Origin of the sequence: Mesorhizobium sp. B2-3-4 (genome assembly GCF_006442315.1) — a bacterium.
Taxonomy (GTDB): domain Bacteria; phylum Pseudomonadota; class Alphaproteobacteria; order Rhizobiales; family Rhizobiaceae; genus Mesorhizobium.
The window spans coordinates 84579-109790 of sequence record NZ_VFVY01000025.1 but is presented as its reverse complement, the minus strand read 5'-3'; the positions used below and the strand labels follow the sequence as shown (position 1 = coordinate 109790).

Here is a 25212-nt window from a genome sequence, read left to right as displayed (position 1 = left end):
CAAAAGCACGCGATGCGCGCGTGGAGTTCGCAAATGCAACTTGACACAACAGATAGTCGCTCATTGCCCTGCCGGGCGGATGAGGAGCAGCGCCAACCTTTGACGCCCAGACAGCCCGCCACCTCCCGATACCGCTAGCTGTCGGCATCTCCCGGCATCGGGCAAATTCAGCCATTCCTGAACAATGGGGTGGCCGGAATGAAACTGGTGAAAGTGCTTGGGATCGCGGCGGTGGCGGCGATGGTGTTTGCGGCCGGCGTCGAGGCGAATGCCAAGTCGACGATCGCCAATTCGCCGTGCAAGGAAGACCGGCAGCGGCTCTGCCCGCAATTTCCGAACGGCAAAGCCGGCCCGTGCCTGAAGAAGCACCTGAAGGAACTGAGTCCGGCCTGCAGGGCGAAGGTGCTGGGGAACTAGGGCTCCGAAAGGGCACGACCTTCTTGCATGTCGAAAGCGGCTGGCGACATCAGGGATCGTTGCCAGCCGAAGGATGCGCGCCTTGACCGTGGCGAGACAGCAAAGTGACGAGCTTGACTGGGTGGGTCAGCTTGAAATCCGCGCTGGCTTAACGGGAGCACGGACAGAAGCCCTGGAATAGGCTAATGGCGATGGGACCACGCCGGGAGACACCGCTTTGCCCGATTTCTCAACGCTGTTGACGTTTTTTACGGCGCTGCTCGTTCTGGAAATCACTCCCGGCCCAGACATGATGCTCATCATCGCTCGCGGCGTCGGCCAGGGGCGCAAGGTGGCGATCCTGACTGTCGTCGGCAATTTGTTCGTAGCGGGTCCCATACAGGTTGCGCTGCTGGTTCTCGGCCTGGCGTCGCTGCTCGCTTCATATCCATCTGCCCTGTCCGTACTCCAGGTCGCCGGCGCGCTGTATCTTCTGTATCTTGGCGGCCGCCTGATCCGGGGGAGCTTCGGGCCTCACGCGTCCAGCATCGCCAGGGCGCGGCCGGTTTCGGATTGGAGGGCAGTGCGTGAAGGGGCCATCAACAGCCTGACCAACCCGAAGTCCCTGCTGTTCATGTTCACCTTCCTGCCCTTGTTCGTGGACCCGCATGCCGGGCCGGTGTGGCTGCAACTCCTGATCCTCGGCTCGATCCAGAAGCTGATCGGCATCTTCTCCCTTGGCTCCGTGGCGATGGCATCGGGCACGGTCGGCCACTGGCTGCGCAGATGGCCAAAACTGCTCGTGTGGCAAGAGCGGTTTACGGGACTTGTGATGGTCGGCCTCGGGCTTCGCCTGCTGTTTTCCGGCAACCTGGCGCAGCGGCACTAGCCGGCACGGCGTTTGTATCGGCCGCCCGTTATCGGCCTCTCGGCCCTTTCCGAGGTCTTATCCTTGCCAATTGGCAGATACATGCTATATATCTGCCATTAGCGAGGGCTAGACATGCAGCTTCAGTCCATAGTCACCACACCCGCCACGGTCGGCTCGGCCATTTCGGATGAAGAGGCGGGCGCCCTGGCGCGCACCACGGTCAATCTGTTCAAGGCGTGGAACCTTACCGACTTCGAAGCCTGCGTTCTGCTTGGCGGCATTTCGGCCCGTACCTGGGCACGCTGGAAGGAAGGCGGCATCGGCCGCATCGACCGCGACCTGCGCACCCGCATGGCGCATCTGATGGGCATCCACAAAGGGCTGCGCTATCTCTTCACCGAGCCGGCGCGCCGCTATGCCTGGATCCGCAAGCCCAATGCCACCTTCGGCGGCCAGTCGGCGCTTGACCTGATGCTGCGCGGCGACATTGCCGATCTCGCGGCGATGCGCGAATGGCTCGACGCGGAGCGTGGCGCATGGTGAGTGGGCGCGCGGTCCGCCGCCGCGTCCACTGGCCTCAGACCTATCGCATCATCCGCTCCATCCATCCGCCGATCGACCTGTTCGAGGACATTGCCGATCCGCGCGACTGGGAAGCGCTGGCCGCGGTCGAGGAGAAGACCAATCCGCGCATCCGGCTGGAGATCGGCGATCTTGGCAAGGTCGCGGCCGCGAGGCGCGTTTCAGGCCCGGGCTCCAGCTTCGTGATGGCGCCTTTCGTGCATTGCTCGCCGCTGCGGCCCGGCCGCTTCTCGGATGGCAGCTACGGCATCTACTATGCCGGCGACAGCGAGGACGTGGCGCTGGCCGAGACCATCCACCACCATCAGAAATTCATGCGCGCCACCAATGAAGCGCCGGGCTGGACGGCTGACTTTCGCGTGCTGATCGGCAGCGTCGAGCGCGATCTCGACGACGTCAACGCGGTGCCCGGCGTGCTCGACCCGGACGACTACGGCGCCTCACAGACGGAGGGGCGGGAGCTGCGCGCCGCGGGCAGCGACGGGCTGGTGTGGAACAGCGTGCGCATGCCCGATGGCCAGTGCATCGGCATCTTCTGGCCCGACGTCATCCCGGTTCCCGTGCAGGGCCGGCACTACAGCTATCACTGGAATGGCGGCCGCGTCGACTTCGTGCGCCAGCACGATACGGGCAAGGTGCTGGAAGTGGTGTGAGGCGGCGAGACGCCGTTTCCCACAGGGCATTCAAACGCCAGTCATGAAACGCTGCTAACCGCCGCTCCTTTGCAGGCGATCTTTTTGCAGGTGACCTTGGAGGCGACGTTGGTTTCGAGACACAAGGACGGCAGCGCGGGCGATGCCAATTACGGCGCGATCGGCACCAACTACACCAGCTATCGCCAGCCGGAGCCACGCATCGCGGCGCTGATCGCCGAGGCGCTGGGCGATGCAGGCAAGGTGCTCAATGTCGGCGCCGGCGCGGGCTCCTACGAACCCCTCGACCGCAATGTCACCGCGGTCGAGCCGTCGGCTTCGATGCGGGCGCAACGGCCGGCGCATCTGTCGCGCGCCGTCGACGCGGTGGCCGGCGCTCTGCCCTTCGAGGACAAGAGCTTCGATGCCGCCATGGCGACCTTCACCGTGCATCAATGGCCTGATCTCAGGCAAGGGCTTGCCGAAATGCGGCGGGTAACGCGCGGACCGGTCATCATCCTGAGCTGCGCCCCCGACGAACTCGACCGCTTCTGGCTCAACGACTACGCGCCCGAAGTCATCGCGGTCGAGGCTTCGCGCTATCCCCGCATGGAGGCGATCGTGGCGGCGTTGGGCGGCGAGACGCAAGTGCTTCCGGTGCCGATCCCGCTCGATTGCACCGATGGTTTCGGCGAGGCCTATTATGGCCGTCCCGAGCGGCTGCTCGATCCAGGCGCGCGGCTCGCCAATTCCGCCTGGAGTTTCGTCGATGCCTCGATCGGCGAGCGCTTTGTTGCCGATCTCGGGCGCGATCTCGAAAGCGGCGAATGGGACCGCCGATACGGGCATCTGCGCACCCAGCCGGAATTCGACGGCTCGCTCAAGCTGGTGGTCGGGCGCTGAAGCCAGCGATGCGGGCTGGCCGTCAGGAGCCTTCCAGCAGCCGCTCGTAGAAACCGCCAAAGGCCCCGTCCGGCGAAACCAGATGGATTTCGAGGATCCAGTGCCGCACGCGGCCGTTGGCGTCGGGATTGCGCATGGGATCGGGGTTTTCAGGGCTGACGTGGTGAAGCTGCTTCACGCCCGGAATACGGGCATGGGGGAACTCAGCCACGATGTGGCCGGCGATCTTGCCGCCGAATTTCCAGCCGGACCGTTCGGCTGAAGCGCAGGCGAAGGCGTAGAGATCGGCGCCGCTGATGTCGGGATTTTCCTCGAAATGGCGTTTCACGATCTCGAACTGGCGCGGCAGCTCGTCGCAGAGCGCATGCTTGCGGGGGTCGTCGCCCACCGCATAGCTGCGGCGGACATCGGCCTCCCACTCTTCCAGCACGGGTCCGAGATCGAGGAAGACCATGTCGTCATGTTCCACCATACGGATCGGCGGGTTGTCGGCGGCGGTGGAGAGCGTGTTGATGCCGGCCCGCACGATGCGCTTGTGCCAGTCGCGCTCGATGCCGAATTTCTCCTTGGCCAATGCGCGAATGTCCAGTTCGATCTCGCGTTCGGTGCGGCCGGCCTGGATGAACCGCGCTTCCTCGATCGCGTCTAGGAGGTTGAGCGCCATGCGCTCCGCGCCCCGCAGTGCCTGGGTGCGTGCTGCCTCGTCGTGCCGGCCGGTCGCGTGTTCCATCTTTTCTCCTTTTCGATATGTTTGAAGAAATACAGCGGCGGTCCTGAAGCCTCAATCCTCCACAGTGGTCCGGCGGCCCCGATCGATTGGGGCAGCGTTCGACGCGCGGCGGTCCCGCAATCGGTTCTTGTCCGGGAGTCGATATCGGGCAATAACGCCTTCATTGCCTTCCCGATATTTGATCAAGAGGTTCAGACATGACTGCCCACCCCAAACTGCCATCCGCCCCGCGCAAGTCGCAAAACCTGATCGGCGGCACCTGGAGCGACAGCGATGGCGGTGAGATCGTGCGCGTCAGTCCCGCCCATGGCGTGCCGGTTTCGGTGGTGCCGCGCGGCACCGCGGCCGATGTCGACAAGGCGGTTGCCGCGGCACGCCGCCGTTTCGAGGGCGGCGGCTGGGCCGAGCTGCCCGCTTCGAGCCGCGCGGCGATCCTGCGCAAGGCGGCCGACCTCATCGTTGAGCAGAAGCACGAACTGGCGCTGATCGAGACGCTCGAAAGCGGCAAGCCGCTATGGCAGTCGGTCAATGAAGTGACGGGTGCCGCCGACCTCTGGTATTACGCGTCGGGCCAGGCGCAGGCCATGCATGGCGAGACCTTCAACAATCTCGGCCACGATTCGCTCGGCCTCGTCCTGCGCGAGCCGATCGGCGTTGTCGGCCTGATCACGCCGTGGAATTTCCCCTTCTACATCCTGGCCGAAAGGTTGCCCTTCATTCTCGCGGCCGGGTGCACCGTGGTGATGAAGCCGAGCGAGCACACCTCGTCGACGACGCTGATGATGGGCCGCATCCTAGAACAGGCCGGCCTGCCCGAAGGCGTGGTCAACATCGTCACCGGCTATGGCGATCCCGTGGGGCAGGCGATCGTCAACCACATGGATATCGACATGGTGTCGTTCACCGGCTCGACGCGTGTCGGCCGCTCGACGGTCATCGCCTCGGCGTCCAACATCAAGAAGGTCAGCCTCGAACTTGGCGGCAAGAACCCGGTGGTGGTGACCGCCGATGCCGATCTCGACAAGGCAGCGGACGGTATCGTCTACGGCGTGCTCCACAATGCCGGCCAGTGCTGCGTTTCGGGCAGCCGGCTGATTGTCCATGAAAGCGTCGAGAAGGCACTGACCGGCCGCATCCTGGACCTGATGGCCAAGGTGCGCACCGGCGATCCGCTGCTGCCGGAAACCCGCGTCGGCGCCATCGTCAATGAGACGCAGATGCAGCGCATCCTGGGCCTCATCGACCAGGGCAAGGCGCAAGGCGGCAGGCTGATGACCGGCGGCGGCCGCATGGAACCGCAGGCGGGATATTTCGTCGAACCGACCCTGTTCACAGGCATAACGCCCGACATGGCCATCGCACGCGAGGAAGTGTTCGGCCCGGTGCTGGGCATCTCCACCTTCAAGTCGACCGCCGATGCGATCCGCATGGCCAACGACACCGAATACGGCCTTGCCGCCACCATCTGGTCGAGCGACCTGCGCGCCAGCATGGATCTGATGCGCGGCATCCGTGCCGGGCGCATGTGGATCAACACCACCATCACGGGAGGGCCTGAAATGCCGATCGGCGGCTACAAGCAGTCTGGTCTGGGGCGCGAGACCGGTCCATCCGGCATCGACGAATACACCGAGGTCAAGTCGGTGATCGTCGATCTCGGCGCCCGTCAGCCCTGGGTGATCTGATCCGGCGTTCAATCGTCCGGCGCGGGGGAAGCGATGTACAACCGCTGCCTGACACGCAAGGCGCGATCGACAGGCTGGCGAGCGGCGTCGATCCGGCGCTTGCCGAACGCATGGAACGCGAGAACGAGGGGCGGGAGCAGGCTTTCGCGGGTTGCGACTTTTTGGCTCTTTGGGAGCTGATGTCCTGTTGATGGCATGGATGTCATCTATATCCGTCATGATTGCCTTCCCGCCATATCCCCTGCCAATCCTGCCAATTCCTGCCCATCTGGAGAACCGCGATGTTCAAAGCCGCCGCCTTTGCCTGCGAAGATGCGACCACGCCGCTGCATGCCTTCACCATCAACCGTCGCGATCCCGGGGCGCGCGACGTCGAGATCGAGATACTGTTCTGCGGCGTCTGCCATTCCGACCTGCACACCGCGCGCGGCGAGTGGGGCAATACGCTGTGGCCGACAGTTCCCGGTCACGAGATCGTCGGGCGCGTCAACCGCGTCGGCTCCGAAGTTACCGCCTTCAAGGCCGGCGACACGGTGGGCGTCGGCTGCATCGTCGATAGTTGCCGCGCATGCGCCAGCTGCGTGCAGGGGCTGGAGCAGTTCTGCGAGAAGGGCATGACCGGCACCTACAATGGGGCCGATCCGGAGATGGGTGAGGGCGCGCATACATTTGGCGGCTATTCCAGCCATGTCGTCGTCGACGACCGCTACGTGCTGCGCATTCCCGAGGGTCTCGATCTGGCAGCCGCGGCGCCACTGCTGTGCGCCGGCATCACCACCTATTCGCCGCTGCGCCATTGGAACGCCGGCCCCGGCAAGACCGTCGGTATCGTTGGCTTGGGCGGCCTCGGCCATATGGGCGTCAAGATCGCACACGCCATGGGCGCCCATGTCACCATGATCACCACGTCGCCCGACAAGGCGGAGGATGCGCGCAAGCTCGGCGCCGACGCCGTCATCATCTCCAAGGATGCCGCGCAGATGCAGGCGGCAAGCCGCTCGCTCGACCTGATCATCGACTGCGTCGCCGCCGACCACGACATCAACGCCTATCTCAATCTGTTGAAGCGTGACGGCGCCCTGGTCCAGGTCGGTGCGCCGGAAAAGCCGCTCTCGGTCAGCGCCTTCAGCCTGATCCCCGGTCGGCGCACCTTCGCAGGTTCGATGATCGGCGGCATTGCCGAGACGCAGGAGATGCTGGACTTCTGCGCCAGGCACGGCATCGCCTCCGACATCGAAATGATCGACATGGACGAAATCAACGAGGCCTATGACCGGATGCTGAAGAGCGATGTTCGGTACCGGTTTGTGATCGACATGGCGACGATGCCAAAGGCGGCGTGACGGGACTAACGCAGACAAGATTGCGCTCTACGGCGCCCCCTCTGTCCGGCAGGACAAAGGGGGCCGCAGTCCCGACGATCTATCGGCCTATTCTTCCGTCATCACCCAAACGTAAACGCGAAGGCCTGCGCGCCCGGATCGAGAAATTCGATCTCGAACAGCCGGTCGCCCACCGCGCCGCTCTGCCGAACCAACTGATACAGCCGCTGGCCAGTCACCGTGCCATTGCCGTCGGCATCGGTATCGGTGCCGTGATCGGCGCCTGGCGCCTTGCCGTCGACGGTCACCTTGAAGCGCAACGGCTTGCCGTCGGCCGACGGGCCGAGCACCAGGTGCAGGTCGCGGGCGTGGAAACGGTAGGCGATGCCGCCGCCGGGCTGGTTCAGCGTTGCGTTCTCCTTGGCAATCGTCCAGTCGCCGGCGAGGCCCCATTGGTTGAGCGCGGGCGCACCGACGGCGTAGATATGGCCGGCATCCTGCACGGCGCCGCCTGGCGAGACGAAATTTTCCGCCCTGCCGTAGCCGACATAGGTTTCGGGCGACTGCATGTCCGCCTCGGCAGCCGCGGCCTCGGCGCCGCTGGCGCTGACCTTAACGATGTCGCTCGCCACTTTCGTGTTGCCGGCCTCGGCCAGCAATTGCTGGATGATGCGTTCGGAGCCGTCATAGTCACCCTCGCCGAAATGGTGGTGGCGAATTTGTCCCCTGGCATCGATGAAATAGTGCGCCGGCCAGTACTCGTTCCTGAAGGCGCGCCAGATGGCATAGTCGTTGTCGATGGCGACGGGGTAGCCGACGTTGAGGTCTGATACCGCCTTCCTGACATTGGCGGGGACCTTCTCGAAGGCGAATTCGGGAGAATGCACGCCGATGACCACCAGGCCCTGGTCCCGGTATTTCTCCGCCCAGGCTTTGACATACGGGATGGAGCGCAGGCAGTTGATGCAGGAATAGGTCCAGAAATCGACCAGAACCACCTTGCCCTTCAGGGCCTCGGCGGTCAGCGGCGGCGAATTGATCCACTCCACCGCGCCGTCAAGCGCGGGCATGGCGCCTTCGACCGGCAGATCGACGGCGGCGTTCATCGCCGGTTTGCCGGTCATCGCCATCGCGGGGGCACCGCTCATGGTCATTGCCGGTTCGCCGCCCTTCATGGCGCCGGACATGGCGGATTGATCGGTCCTGGCGGCGTTGAATTTGTCGAGAAGGCCTTGTTCAAGTGAGGATGTGCTGGCGAGCGATACCTGCGTGAGGAAGCCGGTGTCGAGGCCGAGCGCGATCGCGGCCACGGCCGCCAGCACCAGCACGCCGAGCCCGCGACGCACCCATTCGCTCACGCCGAGCGAGCGCTTCATGGCGGCAAAGACGCGGCCACCCACCAGCAGCGCCAGGGCGAGCGACGTGGCGGCGCCCAGGGCGTAGGCCAGCAACAGCAGCGACGTGCCGGTATTGGCGCCCTGCAGGGCGGCGCCGGTCAGGATCAGGCCCAGCACCGGACCGGCGCAAGGCGCCCACAACAGGCCCGTGGCGACGCCGAGCAGCAGCGACGGCAGGATGCTGGAGCCGCCATTGGCGACATTGCGGTCGGCCGACATCGACAGTTTCGCGCCGAGATCGACCAGCGGCCTGGTCAGCCGCTCGGAAATCTCGGGCACCAGCAGGGCAATGCCGAACAGCGCCAGCAGCGCGATGGCGGCAAAGCGGCCATACTGGTTTGCCTCGACAGCCCAGCCGCCGCCAACCGCCGCCAGCGTCGCGACGACGGCGAAGGTCGCCGCCATGCCGGCCAGCATCGGCAGGCCGCTCTTGACGAAGGGCTTGTCGGCCCGGGCGAAGACGAAAGGCAGCACCGGCAGAATGCACGGGCTGACAATGGTCAGGACGCCGCCGAGATAGGCAAGCAGGAACAGGATCATGATGGGCTTTCCTTGTCAGGCGTTTGGCGTCGCATGCCGGATTGATCATTCGATCAAGGCGACATACAGACCGTTACGAAGGCAAACGCTATTTTGTTACGGATATAACGTCCATCACGTGCAGTTGAACGATCGGCATCGGCGCAAGATGCGACGGCATCGGCGCCCGGCAGCCGATTCGGCCGACTGGCCAGCAGAGGTTTGAAGATATGGCTCCAGCAAAAAAGCCCGTGCTCATGATCTATGCGGCGGGCAGCCTGCGTCATGTCCTGCCTTCGCTGCTCTCGGCTTTCCAGGCAATGACGGGAGTGACGGCCGAGACGCGGCTTGGGCCGGCCGGGCTGCTGCGCGAGCGCATCGAGGCGGGCGAGCGGCCCGACATATTCCTTTCGGCGAGCTATGCTCATCCGGCGCGCCTGGCCGAACTGAAGCTGGCGCGGCCGGCGGTGGTGTTCGCGCGCAACACGATGGCCGCCGCCGTGCGCCGCGATGCCGGCTTCACGACGAGGAATTTCATCGACAGGCTGCTCGATCCGGCAATCGGCATCGCCACCTCGACGCCGCTGAAAGACCCTTCCGGCGACTATGCCTGGGCGATCTTCCGCCGCATCGACCAGGCAAGGCCCGGCAGTTTCGCGCTGCTCGACGCCAAGGCACAGAAGCTGGTCGGCGGCTCGGAGACCTCGAACACGCCAGGGCGTTACGACCCGATCGCGGCAGCGCTTGCGGCCGGCACCGCGCATGTCTTCCTCGGCTACCGCACCGGCCTCAAGGGGCTGGCGCAGGAGACCGAGGGCGTCGACATCGTCGAGATTCCGGCGTCGGTCAACGTCGTGCCGGAATACGGGCTGGCGACGCTGGAGGGCTGCGCCCCGGCGGGAAAGGCGCTGGCCCTGTTCATCCTGTCGTCGGTCGGGCAGGCGATCCTGCGCGATTTCGGCTTTCTGCCGGTGGCTTTGCCACAGGGCGGATGAGGGGCGGTGGGTGACGCGGCCATTTCCCACATGAGGGAGATTGGCGGTTGCCCGGTTGCCGCATTCCCATCAACGCTATATGCATTCGAACACATCGAATGCCCTCGGGAGGTCCCCAATGAATCTGCGTCGCGGCCGCGTGCTGGCCCTTGCCTTGATCTCCTCCCTGCTGGCGCTGGCGCCGGCGATGGCGCGCACCATCACCGACCAGCTCAACCGCACGGTGACCGTTCCCGACAAGGTCGAGCGCATCGTCGTGCTGCAGCATCAGACGCTCGACATATTGGTGGAGCTCGGCGCGGCCGACAAAATCGTCGGCGTGCTGCGCACCTGGCCAAAACTCATTCCGGGGCTCGAAAAATACGCGCCGCAGCTGACCGGCCTGCCGATGCCCGGCGACCTCTCGACCGCCAATGTCGAGGAGGTGCTGAAGCTGAAGCCGGATGTCGTGTTCGTCACCAATTACGCACCGCCGGCGATGATCGACCAGTTGTCGCAGGCCGGGCTGCCGGTGGTGGCGATCTCGCTGTCGAAGGGCGAGGGCGTCGAGGCGCCGAAGCTCAACCCGACCTTTGCCGATGACGATGTCGCCTATGCGGAAGGGCTGAAGATCGGCGTGCGGCTGATCGGCGACATCGTGGGAAAACGCGAGCGCGCCGACAAGCTGATCAACTACGCCTTCGCGCAGCGCAAGCAGGTGGAAGACCGCGTTGCGTCGATCCCGGATGCCGAGCGGGTGAAGCTCTACATGGCCAATCCGGACATGAACACCTACGGCTCGGGCAAATACACCGGCGTGATCATGAAGCGCTCGGGCGGCGTCAATGTCGCGGCACGCGTGCGCGGGGCGACGAAAGTGTCGATGGAGGACGTGTTGGCCTGGAACCCGCAAGTGATCTTCGTGCAGGACCGCTACGCGCCGGTCGCCGACGAGATCAAGGCGGGAGCCGCCTGGCAGCATGTCGACGCGGTCGAGAACAAGCGCATCTACATCACCCCCGAATATGTGAAGCCCTGGGGCTATCCGCTGCCGGAAGCGCTGGCGCTGGGTGAGTTGTGGATGGCGAAGAAGCTCTATCCCGAACGCTTCGCCGATATCGACATGCAGAAACAGGCCGATGCGTATTATCAGCAGTTCTACGGGCAGGCTTATACGGGGCCGAACTAATTGCGCGTTGAGGTCGAAGGCGGATTGTGAACGTCGCGTCGCCCCTCATTGCCCTGCCGGGCATTTCTCCCCGTAAACGGGGAGAAAGAAGCTGTGTCCGCGTCGCCGCCTTTTTAACACCATTTGCGATTGGTGAAATCGCCGGCGGGAGCGTCTTTCTCCCCGTCACCATACGGGGAGAAATGCCCGCCAGGACAATGAGGGGCAGCGCTGGCACCTCGAAAAGTGGTTGCCAAGCGCGGTTCGAGGGAGTGTAAGCGGTGCCCGCTCAAACCTCCAAACCCAAGCGGAGCCTCGCTGCTCTGCTGCTTGTTCTCTTGCCGATCATTCTCTTTCTCCTCTCCTTCCTGCTCGGCCGCTATCCGGTCGAACCCGTCACCGTCATCAAGGTCATCGCGTCACAATTCCTGCCGATCGCGCAGGACTGGCCGCCTGTCGTCGGCTCGGTGGTGCTCGACGTCCGGCTGCCGCGCGTGCTGGCCGCCATGGTGGTCGGCGGCGGGCTGGCGATTGCCGGCGCCTGCTATCAGGGCGTGTTCCGCAACCCGCTGGTGTCGCCCTTCACGCTCGGCGTCTCGGCCGGCGCCGGATTCGGCGCGGCGGTGGCGATCCTGCTGTTCGGCGAGCGCTATGCGACGCAGGCCTGCGCTTTCGTCTTCGGGCTGCTGGCGGTGGCGATATGCTTTGCCATGAACCGCTTCTTCCGGCTGAACTCGACCATCGCGCTGGTGCTGGGCGGCGTCATCGTCGGCTCGCTGTTCACCGCGCTGCTGTCGCTGCTCAAATATGTCGCCGACCCCAACTCCAAACTGCCGGTCATCGAGTTCTGGCTGCTCGGCTCGCTGTCCTCGGTGTCGACGGCGGATCTGGTGCCGGTGCTGGTGGTGACGATTCCCTGCGTCGCCGCGCTGCTCGCCTTGCGCTGGCGGCTGAACCTGCTGGCGATGGGCGACGAGCAGGCGCGCATCATGGGCGTCGAGGTCGCGCGCCTGCGGCTGGCGATGATCCTGCTGTCGACGCTGATCGCGGCGTCGGCCGTGTCGATCAGCGGCATTATCGGCTGGGTCGGGCTGGTCATCCCGCATTTCGCGCGCATCCTGGTCGGACCGGATTTCAGACGCCTGTTGCCGGCCACTCTGTCGCTCGGCGCCTGCTATCTCCTTGTCATTGACGACGTTGCCCGCACGGTGACGGCGGCCGAAGTGCCGCTCGGCATCCTGACCGCGCTGATCGGCGCGCCTGTCTTCATGCTGCTGCTCGGGCGCGGCAGGCTGGGCTGGGCTTGATGGCATGATCCTGTCGGCCACCGATCTCGGCTTTTCCTATGCCGGCCGCGCCATGCCTGTGTTTTCAGGCACGGGCCTCGATGTCGCGGCGGGTGAAGTGGTCTGCGTGCTCGGGCCCAACGGCGTCGGCAAGTCGACGCTGCTGCGCTGCCTCGCCGGACTGGCGGCGCCGAGCGCAGGCACGGTGCGGCTCGAAGGCCAGCCGATCGCCTCGCTGTCGCGCGCGGCGATCGCGCGGCTGCTGGCGCTGGTGCCGCAGAGCTACGAGACGGTCTTCGCCTTTTCCGTGCGCACCGTGGTCGAGATGGGACGCGCGCCGCATCTCGGTCTGCTCGATGCACCGGGCGAGGAGGCGGCGCGGATGACGCGCGATGCGCTGGCCACGCTCGGCATCGCCCATCTCATCGATGCCGCCTATTCCGAGATCAGCGGCGGCGAACGTCAGCTCGTGCAGATCGCACGGGTTCTGGTGCAGGCGCCCAAGCTGATGATCCTCGACGAACCGACGGCGCATCTCGACTTCGCCAACCAGGCCCGCTTCCTGGCGCTGGTGCGGCGCCTGGCGGCGAGCGGTCTTGCCGTCATCTTCACCACGCACGCGCCCGACCACGCCCTTGCGCTGGCCGACCGTACGCTGGTCATGTCGCCGGGGCATCCGCCGGAACTTGGTGCGACCGGCGAAATCCTGACCGAAGCGGTGTTGTCACGCGCCTATGGCGTGCCGATCCGGCTGATCCGCGCGGGCGGGCACGTCGCCTGCGTGGCGGAGATCGAGACCGGCTGAGCGGATTTCTTTTTGGCGGTGGCTTGCGGCGATCGGGAATTTGCCTGATCAAGTCGGCGTAAGGCCAACAACCTGCAATTGCGACACAGATCCGGCTGACATGATGCTTCATAGATTTCAGCGACCGGTTTCGGCTGTGCGGCGGGCATTCGCCGGTGCCGCTATCCTGCTTGCGCTTGGTCTTCCAGCCATGGCCGGGGGCCTCGAGGACTGCGCTAACGACAAGCTCGATACCGCCAAGCGGATTGCCGCCTGCAAAAGCGTCATCGACGACAAGGCGACCGCTTCGGCCGACCGGGCGCTGGCCTTTTTCAACCGCGCCAACGCCCAGGCCGACACGGGCGCCTATGATCTTGCCATTGCCGATTACGGCGAGGCGATCATGATCGATCCGAAGGACGCCGACGCCTTCAACAACCGGGGGCTGGCCTGGGGGCACAAGCAGGATTACGACCGCGCCCTGGCCGATTATGACAAGGCGATAGAGTTCAACCCGCAACTCGCCATTGCCTATGGCAACCGGGGCATGATCTGGAGCGACATCAAGCACGACTATGCCAAGGCCATCGCGGATTTCGACGCGGCGATCCGCCTCGATCCGGGAAACAGCGCCGTCTATAATGTGCGCGGCAACGCGTATCTGCGCACCGGCGACTACGACCAGGCCATCACCAGCTACAACCAGGCCATCTTTCTCGATCCCGAGGATCCGGACCAGTATTACAATCTCGGGCTGGCCTGGACCTCCAAGGGCAATCCCGAACGCGCCATCGCGGATTACAGCCAGGCGATCAGCCTCAACCCGAACCATGTCCAGGCCTATCGCTGGCGCGCCAATGCCTGGAAGAAGATGGGCGACACCGACCGCGCCTTGTCGGACTACGACGAAGCGATCAGGATCGATCCCAGGGATGCCGCGACCTTCCGCGACCGCGGCGACGTCTGGCGCGGCAGGAAGGACTACGACCGTGCCATCGCCGATTACGGACAGGCCATCGATGTCGATGCCGGCGATGCGGTGGCCTACAACGCACGCGGCTGGACATGGTCGCTGAAGAAGGACCCCGACCGCGCCATAACGGATTTGAACGAGGCGATCAGGCTCGATCCAAATTATGTGGAGGCTTATTACAACAGGGGCGTGATCTGGTCCGACAAGGGTGACTTCGACCGCGCCATCGCGGACTACGACCAGGCGATCATCATCACGCCGGGAGATGCCTGGATCTACAATGACAGAGGCCGGGCCTGGGCGGCCAAGGGCGACTACATCAGGGCCATTTCGGACTACAACGTCGCCATCATGATCAAGCCCGACATGGCCGTTGCTTTCAGGAACCGCGGCTGGGTGTTCAGCCGCAAGCGCGAGTACGACAGCGCGATCGCCGACTATGACCAGGCGATCCGCCTCGACCCGAAATACGCCGTTGCCTACAGGGGCCGGGGCTGGTTGTGGGCACGCAAGGGCCAGTACGACCGGGCCATCGCCGACTACGACCAGTCGATCAGCCTCGAACCCGACTATGCCGGCGCCTATGGCGGCAGGGGCCGTGTCCGGCTCTACAGGGCCGACTATGACCGGGCCCTGGCGGACTGCGACAAGGCCGTCAGCCTCGGCCCCAAGGATGCCTCGGCCTTCGCATGCCGCGGTCTCGTGCGGATGTACAAGGCGCAATACGACCAGGCGCTCGCCGACTACGACCAGGCGCTGCGCCTCGACCCCAGGGATGCCGGCACCTATGGCGACCGGGGGCTGGTGAACTTTTATTCCGGTTCGCCGCAAAAGGCGCAGGCCGATTTCGAACAGGCCGCCGCGATCGATCCCGACGGCGAATACAATGCCTATTACGCGATGTGGATCGATCTTGCGCGACGACACAACGGGCTGCCGGCCAATCTGGGCAATGTCAGGCTCGACACGGCCAAATGGCCGGCGCCGGTGGTTCGCATGTTCCTTGGGCGGCAGACGCCCGAAGCGACGCTGGCCGCCGCCGACGGTCCCGACGCCATGACCAAAAACGAGCATCTGTGCGAGGCGCGTGTCTTCGTGGCGGAGTTCCAGCGGCTGCAGCATCGCGATGAAGAGGCCTTGCGCCTCTATCAGCTCGCGCTGCGCGACTGTCCCCGCGATTTCACCGAATACACGGCGGCCCTTGCCGCCGTGCGGGCGATGGGCAAGGCGCCGTAGGGCGGTTCACGCCAGCGCCGCCGCCAACAGTTTCGCCTGCGACGTCAGCGCCTCGAAATTGCGGGCGCACAGGTTGAGCTGGCGCGTTGCCCAGTCATCGCCGAGCCGCAGGCTGCGCAGCGTGCGGGCGGCGTGGCGCGCCGCACTTTCGGGCACGATGGCGATGCCGGCGCCCTGCGAGACCAGCCGGCAGACATTGTCGAGGCCGGGCACGCGTATGCGAAAGTGCAGGTGACCGCCGAGCCGGGCGGCCTGGCGGGCGATATGCTCCTGCAGGGGATGGCCGGCGCTCAAGCCGACGAAAGCCTCGCCCAGAATATCGGCCATGCCGACGGTCTGCCCTTCGAGGCCGGGTCGGTTCCGCGCGGCGATCACCACGAGCCGGTCGACGAAGAAGGGTCTCTGCTCGAGATGCGCAAGCCCCGCCCATGTGGCGGCGATGCCGAGATCGGCGGCACCGCTTGCCACCGCTTCGGCAATCTCATGGCTGGGGCGTTCCTCGAGGTCGATGTCGATCCCGGAATTCGCGACCAGGAAGGCCGGCAGCGCTTCGCGCAGCAGCTCGCTGGTCGCCGCCGTGTTGGCCATCAGCCGCACGCGGGCGCGCAGGCCCGTTGCATAGGCGCCGAGGTCGCCGGCCATCGCCTCGATCTGGTTCTGCACCGCACGCGCATGGTGGAGCAGCGCTTGCCCGGCCGCCGTCGGTACGACGCCGCGCCGGCGCCGCTCCAGAAGCGGCGCGCCGAGGCTGTCCTCCATGCCCTTGATGCGCGCGCTGGCAGAGGCAAGCGCCAGGCCGGCGAGTTCGGCGCCATGCGTGATGCTGCCGCGTTCGGCGACCAGCAGGAAAAGCCGGAGATCGGTCAGGTCGAAGCGCATTTCTCGCTCCCGGAAATCGTGCCGCGCCTGGGCTCAGCCTTCGTCCAGAGCGAAGGCTGACAGCGCAACTTCCACATTGTGGGCGGCCCGCGCATCCGTCAAATCATTTGCAATGGAGATGTGCGATGACCGAAAAAGCGACAGGCCGGCAAGGGCTCGGCATTCTCGAAAGCGCGGCGATCGTGCTGGCAGTCGCGGTGGCCTCGCTTGCCGTGGCGCAGGCGCGGCCCGGTTCGCCGGGATGCGCCGTGGCTGCGGCTTCGGTCAGCCATGATGCCACGCCGGCAAAACCCGATCGGGATGCCGAGGCGAGCGATATGCTGTTGCATGATTGAGCGACCTTGCGTGTCCGGGGCCTACCCGTGCTGAGTGTCCATCCATGCTGAGCGTTAGCGCCATCGCCTTCGTCGGCGCCGTCTTCCTCGCCGCCGGCCTCGTCAAGGGCGTCGTCGGCATGGGGTTGCCGACGGTTGCGATGGGCCTGCTGGCGGTGACCATGCCGCCGGCGCAGGCCGCCGCCCTGTTGTTGATCCCGTCGCTGGTCACCAATCTGTGGCAATTGTTCACCGGCCCATCCTTCGGCGGCTTGTGCAAAAGGCTGTCGTCGATGATGGCCGGCGTCGTCCTCGGCACCGTCGCCGGCGCCGGCCTGCTGGCCGGCGCGCACACCACGATCGCCCAGGCCGGGCTTGGCGTGGCTCTGGTGCTCTATGCGCTTGTCGGCCTCGCCAGGGCCGGCTTCACCACGCCTTCGCGCCACGAAGTCTGGCTATCGCCGCTGGTCGGGGTGGCGAGCGGTTTGGTCACCGGCGCCACCGGTGTCTTCGTCATTCCGGCGGTGCCTTATCTGCAATCCCTGCGGCTGGGCAGGGAAGACCTGATCCAGGCGCTCGGCCTCTCCTTCACCGTATCGACGGTGGCCCTTGGCATCGGAGTGTTCAGGACCGGCGCGCTGGTCTCGCCATCGGCGCAACTGGCGGGTTCGGTCCTGGCGCTGGCTCCGGCGCTGGCCGGCATGTTCGTTGGCCAGGCGCTGCGCCGGAAAATGAGCGTCGAAACCTTCCGCACGGTGTTCTTCGCCGGCCTGCTGGCGCTTGGGGCCTATCTTGCGCTGGAGGCTGTTCTCTAGGCCGGGCGTGTCCGGCCAGTTCCGACGCACGCACCCATCAGGCCGCGCGCCTGCGTGCCTGCACGACGCTCAGCCAGACGGCCGAGACCAGAAAATAGAAGGCGCCGAATGCGGCGTAAGGTGCGATGTCGGTGATGCCGGGCATCGCCGCGCCGATCGCCTGCTTGATGAAGAAGCCGCCGGCAAGGGCCGACTGCGCGCCGCTCAGCACCATCGCCCATTGTGCGCCCGCCCGCCAGCGGCGCACGCCGGTGGCAAACTGGAACAGGCCGGACAGGATGGCCCATGCCCCGAACACCGCCAGCACCGCGTGCAGACCCTGTCCAAGGGCGATGAGGACCGCGACGGCCGTGATCGTGCTGACCGCCGCGTTGAGCGTCTGGCTGGGATTGGCCTTCAGGCCGCCGCTGCGCCGCGCGTCCACAACATTGGCGATCGCGTCCCACAAGGGATAGGCGACCAGGAGCAGCGCGGCGACCGGCGGCGCGTTTTTGCCGATGGTGAAGGCGGCCGCCACCCAGGCGACCGAAAATCCGGCGCGGATGAAATAATAGGACTTCAGCCATTGCGAGGCGGCGGCGCCATCGGGCGCCTGTAGGGTTTGAGTGCTCATTGGAATTTCCTGTCTTGTTGGAACGGCCCGAAGCCGAGGCCGCGGGTTGACCCGCTTGATCGTGCCTGGGGTTGGATGATTGGAACAGCCCGATCTCGCGTCTGAGTTTGCGGGAAGGTCTTTGATCCAGGGCGAAAACAGCGCATAGTCAGCGAGAAATGCGCTATCCTTGCCAAGGAATGTATGAGAGCCGGCCGGTTGCATCCATGATTGAATCGCCTGAAAATTTGACCATTCTTCCGGATGGGGCCCCCCGCGCCGGCGTCTCCAGCGACCTTCTCTCGCATGTGCTGGCGCAGATCAGGCTTACCGGGGACGAGGTTTTTTCACGCGCGCTCGAGGAGCCGGAATCGCTCGAACTCGACGAGGGGCAGGCCCATATCGTCGTGGTGACCGCCGGCGCGCTGCGCATGGAGAGCGAGGATCAGGCCCCCGCCATCATCGAGGCAGGCGACCTCCTGCTCCTGCCCCGTGGTCCCGGCGCGTCGCGGCTGGCGGCGGCGCATCCGCAAGCGGCGATCGTCGCCTGCCGCTTCTGGTTCGATCCCGACAGTCTTCGCGGGATGATCTTCGCTCTGCCGCAATGCATCCACATCCGGCGTGCCGAGGGGGCAGGGTGGGTCGATGGAATGCTGCCTTTCCTGATGGTCGAGACCAGCGGCGCCGAACCTGGCGCGGCGTTGATGATCTCGCGCATCATCGATCTCATGGTCATCCGCACCTTGCGCAGCTGGGTCCATGAAGGCCATGCCACGGGCTGGCTCGGCGGGCTTTCGGATACTCGCATCGCCCGCTCCCTGAAGGCCATCCACGAAAGGCCGCTGCAGCGCTGGAGCATCACTGAACTGGCCGACAAGGCCGGCATGTCGCGTTCCAGCTTCTGCGAGCGCTTCACGGCGCTCGTCGGGCGCTCACCGCTGCGCTACCAGAACGAATGGCGCCTGGGGCTGGCCCGCGACCTCCTGGCCAGGCGGGACGCGCGCGTGGGCGAGATCGGCCTGCGCATCGGCTACGAGTCCGAGGCCGCCTTCAGCCGCGCCTACAAGCAGCTCTTCGGGCATCCGCCACGGGTCGAATACGCCCTGGCGGATGGACCCGCGAGGCAGCCCTGATCGAAGGCGGGCGAAGTCAGCGCACCACCAGCACCGGAATTTCCGTGTAGGACAGCACTTCGGCCGTCTGGCTGCCCAGCAGCAGCCTGCCGAGGCCGCGGCGACCGTGCGAGGCCATGACGATCAGGTCGCAGCCTTGCGCCTGCGACAGTTCCAGGATGGCTTCGGCGGGCCTCTTGTCCTCGACATGGATAACCTTGGCGGACACGCCGGCGGCGTCGGCGGCCGCCTTGCACTTGTCGAGCACTTCCTTGCCGTAGCGGCTCGCCTCTTCCTTGTAGGTGACCAACTCGTCGCCCGCGGCATAGCCGGCCATGGCGCCGCCCCAGGCGAAGATGGGGTAGGGCTCGGAAACCGTGACGAAGGTGACGGCGGCGCCGATGCCCTTGGCCAGGGTGAGGCCGTGAGCGACGCCCTTGTCGGCCAGTTCCGAGCCGTCGGTGGCGATGAGCAGATGTTTGTACATGATGATGTTGCCCGTGATGTGAGGACCATCCGTTGCGTGGACGCGTCCCGGTGATGCCTATGCAATGGATATAGTTACGCGCCGCGCTCGTTCATTGTGCCAATGCGACGGGCATCAGGGCCAGCCAGGCGGCTTGATATCCAGACGCTGGTGTCTCGGGCAGTCAATCGTTGGCGCCAACCTATGAAGAGGCATGGCACGCGGCGCGCCAGCGGATTTCCCTTTGCCGCATCGTCCTTTAAGGTGCCTGCGACTTTGAGGGGTATCCATGAGCAGCGCGTATCCGCAAATCCATCTGGTCCGGCATGGCGAGACGGCGTGGAGCCTTTCGGGACAGCATACCGGGCGTACCGACATGCCGCTGACGCCGGCGGGCGAGGCGGCGGCGCGCGGCGTCGCGGAGCGGCTGAATGGCCTGTCTTTCCCGGCGGTGTGGTCGAGCCCCTCGCAGCGCGCCTACAACACCAGCGTGCTTGCCGGCTTCGGTGATCGCTGCGTCAAAATGGACGACCTGCAGGAGTGGGACTACGGCGCCTATGAGGGGCGCACGACCAAGGAGATCCTGGCCGGGCGCCCGGGCTGGAACGTGTTTCACGATGGCTGCCCGCAAGGCGAGACGGCGGCCGATGTCGGTGCGCGCGCCGACAGGATCATCGCCGCGCTGCGCCAGGCCAATGCCGATGTGCTGATCTTCTCCAGCGCGCATTTCCTGCGCGTGCTCGCCGCCCGCTGGCTCGGCCTGGCGCCGGAAGGCGGCGCGCTGTTCGTGCTCGACACGGCCAGCCTCAGCGTGCTGGGCTACGAGCACGACCTGACCGAGCCGGTCGTGCGCAAGTGGAACCTGAAATAGGTCATTTGTCGAACTTCCTGATGGCTTCCGCCGTGACCGGCTGGAAGAAATTCACCAGATTGCCGTCGGGGTCGCGAAACAGCAACGAGCGGTTGCCCCAGGGCATGGTGGTCGGCTCCTGCACGGTCGTCTTCTTGATGAGATCCGACAGCCGGGCGAATTCGGCGTCGACGTCGGCGACGCGGAATTCGAGTATGGCGGTGTGGTTGTCGGCCGGGCGGGCGATGTCGCCGCCGAACAGCATCAGGGTGCGCGTGCTGCCGATCGCCAGCGTGCAGGCCGGCGTTGCCAGTTCGGCGAAGTCTTGCGTGTACACCGTCACCGGCATGCCGGTGATCTCACCGTAGAAACGCACCAGGCGCTGGACATCCGACGTGATGATGCGGACAGAGACGAAATTCATGGCCTTGGCTCCTTCAACGCTGAAGCCGCGAGCGGGCTTCCCGGCCAATGCATAGCCCAGGTCTCCTGCCAGCTTTCTGTCAGGAGAGGGAATACGATGGTCTATTCGGGCCTGACCGGCGCCTGGACAGCGCGAGGGAGGAATCATCGGCAGGTGATCAAGCCGCACAATCGACAATCTGTTCTTGGTGTATTTTGCGGCTTGCCGGTTTGCATGGTGTTGTTTCGACAGGAATACTGCCATTCAGCCGGGTGGAGTATTGATACGGGCGTCCTGCGGGGATTTTCTCGATTTTATTCTGATAACCATGAATTGATTGGCGTGGCTGCTTCCGTGATTGGAGCCTTGCTTTGGGCGTCATAAAATCGCCGGTGGAAAATTTTGAAACCGGGGGAAAAGACATGTCTCACCGCGCGACAAGCATCATGACGGGCCTGGCGCTTTTGGCTTTCGCGGCCAGTCCGGCGGCTGCTTCCAACCGTTCGTTCACCTATCAGAAGACAGCGCTTTCCGGCCACGATGTCTATTTTTTCGGCGGCGCGAGCCTGAACGTGGATTGTTCCAGCGAGGGCAGGGACGATGTGAGGGTGGTCTCCGGCCCAAGCCACGGAAATGTAAAACTCGTCCACGACAAGGTGTTCACGCATTACGGCAAGTCGAACGATCGGGCAAAATGCAATTCCCACAAGGTCAATGGCATCAAGGCGCTCTACAGGTCGAGCCCTGGCTTCAAGGGCTGGGACCAGGTGACCATCTCGGTTCACACCTATAGCGGCAACGCCTACACCTATGTCACCAACATCAAGGTCGAGTAGCGGGCTTTCCGCCGTAAGGGCGGCGCGGCAATAGCCGCCCGCATGCCGCCGCGGGCGGCAAATCGTGCAGCCAGGAGGATCGTTGACATGAAGCGCCGAACGACAGGTTTGATAACGGTATTGGCGGTTCTGGCAGGCGCCGCCTGGCCGGCAGCGGCGGAAAGCTATGGAAAGTCGGCGCTTTCGGGACAGGAGATCTATATTTTCAGGGATGTCAGCCTGAATGCCGACTGTTCGAGCGCCGGCGCGAACGATGTCAGGATCATCGCGGGTCCGAGCCACGGCAAGGTCAGGCTCGTGCATGCCAAGATCTACACCGGTTTCGCCAAATCGAACGAGCGCTGGAAATGCAACGCCCACAAGGTCGACGGCATCAAGGGGCTTTACCGGTCGAACCCCGGATACAAGGGACGCGACCAGGTCACGTTTTCGGTCCACACCTATATGGGCAATGCGCATCAGGCCGTCGTCAGCATCGACGTCCAATAGAGGCTTCGACGCTCTTCACCGCGTCAGCAATGCCAACTCCCCGGGCGTCAAATGCCGCGCGGCGCCCTTGGCGAGGTCGCCCAGCGGCAGGCCGCCGATGGCGATGCGGATGAGGCGCTTGACCTCGATGCCGTGTGCGGCAAGCAGGCGGCGGATGTGGCGGTTCCTGCCTTCGTCGAGCACGACCTCCAGCCAGGCGGTGCGGCCGCCGCTGCGCAGGAGACCGATCGAACTGGCGCCGAGCGTCTCGCCGTCGACGGTGACGCCCGCGCGCAGTCTGCTCAGCATCGCGTCATCCGGCACCGTGGCGACCTGCACGTGATAGGTCTTGGGCAGATGCGAGGCCGGATCCATCAGCCGGTTGGCAAAACGTGTGTCGTTGGTCATCAACAGCAGGCCTTCGCTCGCCTTGTCCAAGCGGCCGACCGGCGAGACATAGGGCAAATCGAGCCCTTCGAGGCAGGCATAGACGGTGTCGCGCTCTAGCGGATCGTCGCGCGTGGTGACCAACCCGCGCGGCTTGTTGAGCATGACATAGACCTTGCGCCCGGCAACGACCGCATCGCCGTCGACGACAATGCGGTCGCGGTTCATGTCGACGCGAAGCGCGGCATCGCGCACCACCTTGCCGCCGACGCGCACGCGGCCCTCGGCAATCAGCACCTGCGCCTGCGTGCGCGAGCACAGGCCGAGCTTCGAGAGCGCGCGGTTCAGGCTGACGCCGGCAGGCCCGGCGCCGCGTGGCCTGCCGGGCGGTGGTGATCGTGCTGCCATGGTTTTGCCGATGATCCCTTTCAGCCGACAGATGCCACGGGGCAAGTGGGCACCGCAAGCGGCGCCACCGATGCCGCTGGACGGCCCGGGGAAGGAAACGTCAGGGATCGGGTTGAACTTTTCAAGCGGAGACTGATATTCGTTAGATCGAGTCTGATAGGGCGGGCAGACTATTTGGGAATTGGTGCGGGCCAGACGGAATCCTTGGAGTCGCTGACGATACCGGTCGCGGAACTGGCGCCGGTCGATCGCGCCCGGATGTTTGCCCTCTACGAGACCTATTACGAAGCGATCGACCGCAACCTTTTCGAGCGCGACCTGTCCGAGAAGGACGCCGTCGTGCTGATCCGCCTCGGCCGCGAGGTCATCGGCTTCTCGACCTATCTCGTGAGCCGGCAGGCGATCGGCGCGGAGACGGTGCATTACCTTTTCTCCGGGGATACCGTCCTGCACGCCTCGCTTTGGGGCAATCCCGTGCTGCTGAAAGGTTTTTTCCGCGCCGCGGGCGCGGCCAAGGCAAAGGTCGACGGCCGGCTGTTCTGGTTTCCCATCATCAAGGGGCACCGCACGTTTCGCATCCTGCCCGATTTCTTCCACGAGTTCGTTCCCGCCATCGAAGGCCAGGGAGCGCCCGGCCTTCTGGCAATCCGCAATGCGATAGCCTGCGCCCGCTATGGCGACTATTTCGATCCTTCGACCGGGCTCATCGATTTCGGTCCATCGCAGGGCCATCTTCGGGAACGATGGGCCGACGCAAGGCAAACGGCGGCCCACAATCCCCTGGCGGCCTTTTTCGTCAGGGCCAACCCTGACCATTTCAGAGGGGTCGAACTCGCCTGCCTGACCGAACTCGAAACCGGCAATCTGAAGCGCTATGGCGCGAGGAGTTTTGCCGAGGGGTTGAGCGATGGCCGCTGAGGCCGAAGCACGGATTGCCGGCCTGGTCCCTCGGCCCCGGGTTTCGCGGGGACTGTGCGGGTCAGGCCGCCAGGCGCAAGGTCAGCGCATCCAGGCCACGGATGGAGGAATTGTCCAGCCATTGCCAGGCGACGGGCGCGATGGTTTTCCAGCGGGCGAGCGCGGCTTCCAGCACGGCATTGCCTTCCATCTCGGCCAGCGCCCTGCCGATGCACACATGCGCGCCCCGGCCAAAGGCGAGGTTCTGCCTGGCGGCGCGGCGCAGGTCGAACCGCGATGGATCGGCGAACTGGGCGGGATCGCGATTGGCCGCCCCGACCAGCAGCACGACCATCTGGTCCCTGGCGATCTGCCGGCCGCCAAGGACCACCGGCTCGAGCGGCCAGCGGCAGATCTTCTGCACCGGGCTTTCCAGCCTCAGCGTTTCGGCAACGGCGTTGGCGACAAGCCGTCGGTCGGCCCGCAGCGCCGACCACTGGTCCGGCTGGTGGGCAAGGTGGAACAGCATGTTGCCGATGAGGTGCACCGTCGTCTCATGGCCGGCAAAGGCAAGGAATGCGATGTTGCGGCCGGCCGCCGTCAGGCCCAGCGCATCGACCACGGCCGGCAGGCCCGTCAGCAAGGGCGGCAGGCGCCCGGCCGCGAGCAGGTGGCGCAGATGCTCCACGAAATAGCCGGACATCTCGTCGGCCGGGTTGGCGCCGCCGTCAAAGGCATCGTCGAAGCCGGTATCGAGCATGGTGCGGACCGCGACCGACCAGGCGCGCATCAGCGGCATGTCCTCGTCCGGCACGCCAAGCAGGCGGCCGATGACGCGTTCGGGGATGGCGCGGGTAAAGGCGGCGACGACATCGACCGGACCCGACAGGGCGGCAGCGCCGACGCATTCCTCGACCGCTTGCGCGACCACCGGGCGCAGGGCCGCCATGCCCTTGCCGACAAAGGGTTGCCGCAAGGCCTGGCGCAGCGCGGCATGGGCCGCGCCTTCCTGGTAGATCAGCCAGTCGCGTATGGCCGAACCCGGCCCGCTGGCATCGCTGCCCGGCGGCACATGCGAGAGCCTGCGATCGCCGAGACTGCCCGAGACGAGATCGTATCCTGTGACATAGACATCGCCCCACGGCGCCTGCCAGACGGGGGCCAGCCGGCGCATTTCATCATGGAGCGCATAGGTGTCCACGGCTCCCCTGAAAGCGCCGGCGCGGACCCCGTGCCAGGGATGCTCGACGGCGCCGGATGTGGCGGCGGAGGAAGGCATGGCATGCATTGTCTTTCGAAGAACCCCACTTTGCCGGCCGGGCCGGTC

28 protein-coding genes are annotated in these 25212 nt (G+C 65.3%); 20 read left to right on the top strand and 8 right to left on the bottom strand.

Annotated features, from left to right (window positions below; translation table 11 throughout):
• Positions 1–198: 198 nt before the first annotated feature.
• The 5 genes from FJ967_RS29415 (at position 199) to FJ967_RS29395 (ending at position 3384) form a co-directional block, all read left to right on the top strand.
• Positions 199–417, top strand: a complete 219-nt coding sequence (locus FJ967_RS29415; RefSeq protein ID WP_140735813.1) for a hypothetical protein — start codon at positions 199–201, stop codon at positions 415–417.
• Between the two features lie 217 nt (positions 418–634).
• Complete coding sequence (locus tag FJ967_RS29410; protein WP_140735812.1) at positions 635–1285, top strand: LysE family translocator; 651 nt, start codon at positions 635–637, stop codon at positions 1283–1285.
• Positions 1286–1399: 114 nt separating this feature from the next.
• A complete protein-coding gene (locus FJ967_RS29405; protein ID WP_140735811.1) occupies positions 1400–1810 on the top strand; it encodes an MbcA/ParS/Xre antitoxin family protein in 411 nt (136 codons plus the stop codon).
• Entirely contained in the window at positions 1804–2502 is a 699-nt protein-coding gene (locus FJ967_RS29400; RefSeq protein ID WP_140735810.1) for an RES family NAD+ phosphorylase, read from the top strand. Before FJ967_RS29405 ends, FJ967_RS29400 begins: the two co-directional genes overlap by 7 nt.
• 108 nt (positions 2503–2610) lie before the next feature.
• Positions 2611–3384, top strand: a complete 774-nt coding sequence (locus tag FJ967_RS29395; protein WP_140735809.1) for a class I SAM-dependent methyltransferase — start codon at positions 2611–2613, stop codon at positions 3382–3384.
• A gap of 22 nt (positions 3385–3406) precedes the next feature.
• Here the strand turns inward: FJ967_RS29395 and FJ967_RS29390 are convergent, their stop codons facing one another.
• On the bottom strand, positions 3407–4114 hold the full coding sequence (locus FJ967_RS29390) for a M24 family metallopeptidase (RefSeq protein ID WP_140735808.1): 708 nt from the start codon (positions 4112–4114) through the stop codon (positions 3407–3409).
• A 197-nt stretch (positions 4115–4311) separates the two neighbouring features.
• Between FJ967_RS29390 and FJ967_RS29385 the strand changes: the two genes are divergently transcribed.
• Positions 4312–5799: an aldehyde dehydrogenase family protein gene (locus tag FJ967_RS29385; RefSeq protein WP_140735807.1), complete on the top strand. Its 1488-nt coding sequence runs from the start codon at positions 4312–4314 to the stop codon at positions 5797–5799.
• 281 nt (positions 5800–6080) lie between these two features.
• Complete coding sequence (locus tag FJ967_RS29380; protein WP_140735806.1) at positions 6081–7142, top strand: NAD(P)-dependent alcohol dehydrogenase; 1062 nt, start codon at positions 6081–6083, stop codon at positions 7140–7142.
• 101 nt (positions 7143–7243) lie between these two features.
• Here FJ967_RS29380 and FJ967_RS29375 read toward each other — a convergent pair whose 3' ends face one another.
• On the bottom strand, positions 7244–9058 hold the full coding sequence (locus tag FJ967_RS29375; RefSeq protein WP_140735805.1) for a cytochrome c biogenesis protein DipZ: 1815 nt from the start codon (positions 9056–9058) through the stop codon (positions 7244–7246).
• Positions 9059–9267: 209 nt separating this feature from the next.
• On the opposite strand from FJ967_RS29375, the gene FJ967_RS29370 reads away from it, so the two are divergent.
• The 5 genes from FJ967_RS29370 to FJ967_RS29345 all read left to right on the top strand — a co-directional run bounded on the left by FJ967_RS29370 (position 9268) and on the right by FJ967_RS29345 (position 15458).
• Positions 9268–10032 carry a substrate-binding domain-containing protein gene (locus FJ967_RS29370; protein ID WP_140735804.1) on the top strand — a complete coding sequence of 255 codons (765 nt, stop codon included), beginning with the start codon at positions 9268–9270 and terminating at the stop codon, positions 10030–10032.
• 118 nt (positions 10033–10150) lie between these two features.
• A complete protein-coding gene (locus FJ967_RS29365) occupies positions 10151–11200 on the top strand; it encodes an ABC transporter substrate-binding protein (protein WP_140735803.1) in 1050 nt (349 codons plus the stop codon).
• A gap of 260 nt (positions 11201–11460) precedes the next feature.
• Positions 11461–12486, top strand: coding sequence for an iron ABC transporter permease (locus FJ967_RS29355; protein ID WP_140735802.1), 1026 nt, complete (start codon positions 11461–11463; stop codon positions 12484–12486).
• 4 nt (positions 12487–12490) lie between these two features.
• Positions 12491–13270: an ABC transporter ATP-binding protein gene (locus tag FJ967_RS29350; RefSeq protein WP_140735801.1), complete on the top strand. Its 780-nt coding sequence runs from the start codon at positions 12491–12493 to the stop codon at positions 13268–13270.
• 103 nt (positions 13271–13373) lie between these two features.
• A complete protein-coding gene (locus FJ967_RS29345) occupies positions 13374–15458 on the top strand; it encodes a tetratricopeptide repeat protein (RefSeq protein ID WP_181176191.1) in 2085 nt (694 codons plus the stop codon).
• Positions 15459–15464: 6 nt separating this feature from the next.
• Here FJ967_RS29345 and FJ967_RS29340 read toward each other — a convergent pair whose 3' ends face one another.
• On the bottom strand, positions 15465–16337 hold the full coding sequence (locus tag FJ967_RS29340; protein WP_140735799.1) for a LysR substrate-binding domain-containing protein: 873 nt from the start codon (positions 16335–16337) through the stop codon (positions 15465–15467).
• 125 nt (positions 16338–16462) lie between these two features.
• Here FJ967_RS29340 and FJ967_RS29335 point away from each other — a divergent pair, with 125 nt between their 5' ends.
• Positions 16463–16672: a hypothetical protein gene (locus tag FJ967_RS29335; protein ID WP_140735798.1), complete on the top strand. Its 210-nt coding sequence runs from the start codon at positions 16463–16465 to the stop codon at positions 16670–16672.
• Positions 16673–16716: 44 nt separating this feature from the next.
• Positions 16717–17466, top strand: coding sequence for a sulfite exporter TauE/SafE family protein (locus FJ967_RS29330; protein ID WP_140735797.1), 750 nt, complete (start codon positions 16717–16719; stop codon positions 17464–17466).
• Between the two features lie 37 nt (positions 17467–17503).
• Here the strand turns inward: FJ967_RS29330 and FJ967_RS29325 are convergent, their stop codons facing one another.
• A complete protein-coding gene (locus FJ967_RS29325; protein ID WP_140735796.1) occupies positions 17504–18079 on the bottom strand; it encodes a DUF308 domain-containing protein in 576 nt (191 codons plus the stop codon).
• A gap of 206 nt (positions 18080–18285) precedes the next feature.
• Here FJ967_RS29325 and FJ967_RS29320 point away from each other — a divergent pair, with 206 nt between their 5' ends.
• The gene (locus FJ967_RS29320) at positions 18286–19191 is read left to right on the top strand and encodes an AraC family transcriptional regulator (protein WP_140735795.1); all 906 of its coding nucleotides are present in this window, start codon (positions 18286–18288) and stop codon (positions 19189–19191) included.
• A 16-nt stretch (positions 19192–19207) separates the two neighbouring features.
• Here FJ967_RS29320 and FJ967_RS29315 read toward each other — a convergent pair whose 3' ends face one another.
• A complete protein-coding gene (locus tag FJ967_RS29315; RefSeq protein ID WP_140735794.1) occupies positions 19208–19657 on the bottom strand; it encodes a universal stress protein in 450 nt (149 codons plus the stop codon).
• Positions 19658–19925: 268 nt separating this feature from the next.
• Between FJ967_RS29315 and FJ967_RS29310 the strand changes: the two genes are divergently transcribed.
• On the top strand, positions 19926–20507 hold the full coding sequence (locus tag FJ967_RS29310) for a histidine phosphatase family protein (RefSeq protein ID WP_140735793.1): 582 nt from the start codon (positions 19926–19928) through the stop codon (positions 20505–20507).
• Position 20508: 1 nt separating this feature from the next.
• Here the strand turns inward: FJ967_RS29310 and FJ967_RS29305 are convergent, their stop codons facing one another.
• On the bottom strand, positions 20509–20910 hold the full coding sequence (locus tag FJ967_RS29305; RefSeq protein WP_140735792.1) for a VOC family protein: 402 nt from the start codon (positions 20908–20910) through the stop codon (positions 20509–20511).
• Between the two features lie 96 nt (positions 20911–21006).
• Between FJ967_RS29305 and FJ967_RS29300 the strand changes: the two genes are divergently transcribed.
• The 3 genes from FJ967_RS29300 (at position 21007) to FJ967_RS29290 (ending at position 22214) form a co-directional block, all read left to right on the top strand.
• Complete coding sequence (locus FJ967_RS29300; protein ID WP_140735791.1) at positions 21007–21273, top strand: hypothetical protein; 267 nt, start codon at positions 21007–21009, stop codon at positions 21271–21273.
• 38 nt (positions 21274–21311) lie between these two features.
• Complete coding sequence (locus FJ967_RS29295; RefSeq protein ID WP_140735790.1) at positions 21312–21725, top strand: hypothetical protein; 414 nt, start codon at positions 21312–21314, stop codon at positions 21723–21725.
• Positions 21726–21812: 87 nt separating this feature from the next.
• Complete coding sequence (locus FJ967_RS29290; protein WP_140735789.1) at positions 21813–22214, top strand: hypothetical protein; 402 nt, start codon at positions 21813–21815, stop codon at positions 22212–22214.
• Between the two features lie 15 nt (positions 22215–22229).
• Here FJ967_RS29290 and FJ967_RS29285 read toward each other — a convergent pair whose 3' ends face one another.
• Positions 22230–22988: a pseudouridine synthase gene (locus FJ967_RS29285; RefSeq protein WP_140735788.1), complete on the bottom strand. Its 759-nt coding sequence runs from the start codon at positions 22986–22988 to the stop codon at positions 22230–22232.
• A gap of 204 nt (positions 22989–23192) precedes the next feature.
• On the opposite strand from FJ967_RS29285, the gene FJ967_RS29280 reads away from it, so the two are divergent.
• On the top strand, positions 23193–23906 hold the full coding sequence (locus tag FJ967_RS29280; RefSeq protein ID WP_140735787.1) for a hypothetical protein: 714 nt from the start codon (positions 23193–23195) through the stop codon (positions 23904–23906).
• Positions 23907–23967: 61 nt separating this feature from the next.
• Here the strand turns inward: FJ967_RS29280 and FJ967_RS29275 are convergent, their stop codons facing one another.
• The gene (locus tag FJ967_RS29275; protein ID WP_140735786.1) at positions 23968–25164 is read right to left on the bottom strand and encodes a cytochrome P450; all 1197 of its coding nucleotides are present in this window, start codon (positions 25162–25164) and stop codon (positions 23968–23970) included.
• Positions 25165–25212 lie beyond the last annotated feature (48 nt).

Bases quoted from the DNA above. Each gene is read 5' to 3' on its own strand.
- FJ967_RS29340 (WP_140735799.1), bottom strand. From the start codon at position 16,337: ATGCGCTTCGACCTGACCGATCTCCGGCTTTTCCTGCTGGTCGCCGAA.
- FJ967_RS29330 (WP_140735797.1), top strand. From the start codon at position 16,717: ATGCTGAGCGTTAGCGCCATCGCCTTCGTCGGCGCCGTCTTCCTCGCC.
- FJ967_RS29345 (WP_181176191.1), top strand. From the start codon at position 13,374: ATGCTTCATAGATTTCAGCGACCGGTTTCGGCTGTGCGGCGGGCATTC.
- FJ967_RS29285 (WP_140735788.1), bottom strand. From the start codon at position 22,988: ATGGCAGCACGATCACCACCGCCCGGCAGGCCACGCGGCGCCGGGCCT.
- FJ967_RS29365 (WP_140735803.1), top strand. From the start codon at position 10,151: ATGAATCTGCGTCGCGGCCGCGTGCTGGCCCTTGCCTTGATCTCCTCC.
- FJ967_RS29385 (WP_140735807.1), top strand. From the start codon at position 4,312: ATGACTGCCCACCCCAAACTGCCATCCGCCCCGCGCAAGTCGCAAAAC.
- FJ967_RS29275 (WP_140735786.1), bottom strand. From the start codon at position 25,164: ATGCCTTCCTCCGCCGCCACATCCGGCGCCGTCGAGCATCCCTGGCAC.
- FJ967_RS29290 (WP_140735789.1), top strand. From the start codon at position 21,813: ATGAAGCGCCGAACGACAGGTTTGATAACGGTATTGGCGGTTCTGGCA.
- FJ967_RS29405 (WP_140735811.1), top strand. From the start codon at position 1,400: ATGCAGCTTCAGTCCATAGTCACCACACCCGCCACGGTCGGCTCGGCC.
- FJ967_RS29400 (WP_140735810.1), top strand. From the start codon at position 1,804: ATGGTGAGTGGGCGCGCGGTCCGCCGCCGCGTCCACTGGCCTCAGACC.
- FJ967_RS29375 (WP_140735805.1), bottom strand. From the start codon at position 9,058: ATGATCCTGTTCCTGCTTGCCTATCTCGGCGGCGTCCTGACCATTGTC.
- FJ967_RS29380 (WP_140735806.1), top strand. From the start codon at position 6,081: ATGTTCAAAGCCGCCGCCTTTGCCTGCGAAGATGCGACCACGCCGCTG.
- FJ967_RS29370 (WP_140735804.1), top strand. From the start codon at position 9,268: ATGGCTCCAGCAAAAAAGCCCGTGCTCATGATCTATGCGGCGGGCAGC.
- FJ967_RS29325 (WP_140735796.1), bottom strand. From the start codon at position 18,079: ATGAGCACTCAAACCCTACAGGCGCCCGATGGCGCCGCCGCCTCGCAA.
- FJ967_RS29295 (WP_140735790.1), top strand. From the start codon at position 21,312: ATGTCTCACCGCGCGACAAGCATCATGACGGGCCTGGCGCTTTTGGCT.
- FJ967_RS29315 (WP_140735794.1), bottom strand. From the start codon at position 19,657: ATGTACAAACATCTGCTCATCGCCACCGACGGCTCGGAACTGGCCGAC.
- FJ967_RS29305 (WP_140735792.1), bottom strand. From the start codon at position 20,910: ATGAATTTCGTCTCTGTCCGCATCATCACGTCGGATGTCCAGCGCCTG.
- FJ967_RS29320 (WP_140735795.1), top strand. From the start codon at position 18,286: ATGATTGAATCGCCTGAAAATTTGACCATTCTTCCGGATGGGGCCCCC.
- FJ967_RS29310 (WP_140735793.1), top strand. From the start codon at position 19,926: ATGAGCAGCGCGTATCCGCAAATCCATCTGGTCCGGCATGGCGAGACG.
- FJ967_RS29335 (WP_140735798.1), top strand. From the start codon at position 16,463: ATGACCGAAAAAGCGACAGGCCGGCAAGGGCTCGGCATTCTCGAAAGC.
- FJ967_RS29390 (WP_140735808.1), bottom strand. From the start codon at position 4,114: ATGGAACACGCGACCGGCCGGCACGACGAGGCAGCACGCACCCAGGCA.
- FJ967_RS29300 (WP_140735791.1), top strand. From the start codon at position 21,007: ATGGTCTATTCGGGCCTGACCGGCGCCTGGACAGCGCGAGGGAGGAAT.
- FJ967_RS29350 (WP_140735801.1), top strand. From the start codon at position 12,491: ATGATCCTGTCGGCCACCGATCTCGGCTTTTCCTATGCCGGCCGCGCC.
- FJ967_RS29415 (WP_140735813.1), top strand. From the start codon at position 199: ATGAAACTGGTGAAAGTGCTTGGGATCGCGGCGGTGGCGGCGATGGTG.